The sequence below is a fragment of the Streptococcus oralis genome, assembly GCF_001579175.1.
Lineage (GTDB): Bacteria > Bacillota > Bacilli > Lactobacillales > Streptococcaceae > Streptococcus > Streptococcus oralis_O.
Genome location: NZ_KQ970759.1, coordinates 513,017 through 515,546 on the forward strand (window position 1 = coordinate 513,017; position 2,530 = coordinate 515,546).

The window sequence follows — 2,530 nt, forward strand, 5'->3', positions numbered from 1 at the left end:
CTTGTTGCTGCTGAAAAGAGCAATGTGGATATGTCAGACTTTGGGAAGAACGTTATTCCTAACTATCTCGAGTCTGGTGAGAGTGTCTATGCCTATGAATTTAGTGGTTACTGGAAAGACGTTGGTACCATCGAATCACTTTGGGAAGCCAATATGGAGTACATTTCGCCAGAAAACGCTTTGGATAGCCGTAATCGTCAATGGAAAATTTACTCAAGAAACTTGATCTCACCACCCAACTACTTTGGTGCGCATGCACACGTTGAAGATTCATTGGTCGTGGATGGCTGTTTTGTAGATGGAACGGTTAAGCGTTCGATTCTTTCAACAGAAGCACAAGTACGTGAAGGTGCTGAAGTCGTTGATTCTGTCATCATGAGTGGTGCTATTATTGGCCATGGAGCAAAGATTACTCGTGCTATTATTGGTGAAGGTGCCATTATTGCAGACGGTGTAGAGATTGACGGAACTGACGAAGTACAAGTAGTAGGATACAATGAAGTAGTGGGGGTAGCAACAGATGAAGATTGATAAATATTCAGCCATTTTAGGAAACACAGTTGGTTTTCATGATATGTCAACGTTAACAGAACACCGTCCGGTAGCTAGCTTGCCTTTCGGTGGAAAATACCGTTTGATTGACTTCCCCCTTTCCAGTCTTGCCAATGCAGGTGTTCGTAGTATCTTTGGTATCTTCCAACAAGACAATATCAGCTCAGTATTCGACCATATCCGTTCAGGTCGTGAGTGGGGCTTGTCCACCCTTCTAAGTCACTACTATCTAGGAATTTACAATACTCGTGTTGAAAGCAGTACAGTTGGAAAAGAGTATTACCAACAACTTCTTACCTACTTGAGACGTTCAGGTTCAAACCAGACCGTTTCGATCAACTGCGATGTGCTGGTGAATATTGACTTGAATCAAGTCTTCCACCTACACAATACAACGAAAGGTCCGATCACAGTTGTATATAAGAAACTTCCGAAGAAAGACATTTCAGATGTCAATGCTATCTTGGAAATTGATGAAACTGACCATGTTTGTTCGCACAAACTCTTTGATAACAAATCTACGGATGAACTCTTCAACATGTCTACAGATATCTTTGTTGTGGATACTCCTTGGTTGATTGAACGACTTGAAGAAGAGGCTCAGAAAGAATATCCTGAAAAGTTGCGTTATGTTCTCCGCGATTTAGCTGCAAAAGAAGGAGCTTTTGCTTACGAATACACAGGCTACTTAGCGAACATTCATTCTGTTCAGTCCTATTATCAAGCAAACATCGATATGCTTGAATCTAAAAAATTCTACTCTCTTTTCTCACCAAATCAAAAAATTTATACCAAAGTTAAGAATGAAGAACCAACCTACTATGCGAATACTTCAAAAGTAAGTAATTCTCAGTTTGCTTCTGGTAGTATCATTGAGGGCGAAGTAGTTCAGTCAGTTCTATCTCGTAACATTTATGTTCACAAAGATAGTGTAGTGAAGGACAGCATTTTATTCCCTCGTATTGTGATTGGTCAGGGTGCCCAAGTTGAATATGCTATCTTGGACAAGGGTGTTGAAGTTGCGGACGGTGTTGTCATTCGAGGAACAGCAGAACATCCAGTTGTAGTTAAGAAGGGTGAAACAGTAACAGAGGACATTTATTCATGAAAATTTTATTTGTAGCAGCAGAAGGAGCACCCTTTTCAAAAACAGGTGGTTTGGGCGATGTCATTGGCGCACTTCCTAAATCACTTGTAAAAGCGGGGCACGAAGTTGCAGTTTTCTTGCCTTACTATGATATGGTAGAAGCTAAGTTTGGGAACCAGATAGAGGATGTTCTCCACTTTGAAGTTAGTGTAGGATGGCGGAGACAGTACTGTGGTATTAAAAAAACTGTCTTGAATGGGGTTACCTTCTACTTCATTGATAATCAATATTATTTCTTCCGCGGTCATGTTTACGGGGATTTTGACGATGGTGAACGCTTTGCCTTCTTCCAACTGGCTGCTCTTGAAGCCATGGAACGCATTGACTTTATCCCTGACCTTCTCCATGTCCATGATTACCATACAGCAATGATTCCCTTCTTGTTAAAAGAAAAGTACCATTGGATTCAAGCATATCAAGGAATCAGAACAGTTTTAACTATTCATAATTTGGAATTTCAAGGTCAATTTTCTGAAGGAATGTTATGGGATTTGTTCGGTGTTGGGTTTGAACGCTATGCTGATGGCACCCTTCGCTGGAATGATTGCCTTAACTGGATGAAGGCTGGTATCCTATACGCGGATCGTGTCTCAACCGTATCTCCTAGCTATGCACATGAGATTATGACTAGTCAGTTTGGTTGCGGTTTGGACCAGATTCTTCGCATGGAGTCAGGTAAGGTTTCGGGAATTGTTAATGGAATCGATACTGATCTCTATAATCCAGAGACAGATGCTCTTTTAGACTATCATTTTGATAAGGAAGATTTATCTGGAAAAGCTCAAAACAAAGCAAAATTGCAAGAGAGAGTTGGTCTACCAGTGCGAGCTG

3 protein-coding genes are annotated in these 2,530 nt (G+C 40.9%); all 3 read left to right on the plus strand.

Annotated features, from left to right (window positions below; translation table 11 throughout):
• On the plus strand, window positions 1-531 hold a 531-nt coding region (locus tag SORDD24_RS11590; protein ID WP_269139583.1), incomplete at its 5' end, for a GlgC family sugar phosphate nucleotidyltransferase.
• The gene (glgD, locus tag SORDD24_RS02560) at window positions 521-1,660 is read left to right on the plus strand and encodes a glucose-1-phosphate adenylyltransferase subunit GlgD (protein WP_061407157.1); all 1,140 of its coding nucleotides are present in this window, start codon (window positions 521-523) and stop codon (window positions 1,658-1,660) included. The genes SORDD24_RS11590 and glgD, both read left to right, overlap by 11 nt.
• A partial coding sequence (locus tag SORDD24_RS02565; RefSeq protein WP_155720118.1) for a glycogen synthase occupies window positions 1,657-2,530 on the plus strand: 874 nt, incomplete at its 3' end. The genes glgD and SORDD24_RS02565, both read left to right, overlap by 4 nt.

Excerpts from the sequence above, each read along its gene's own strand:
- glgD (WP_061407157.1), top strand. The coding sequence starts at position 521 with ATGAAGATTGATAAATATTCAGCCATTTTAGGAAACACAGTTGGTTTT.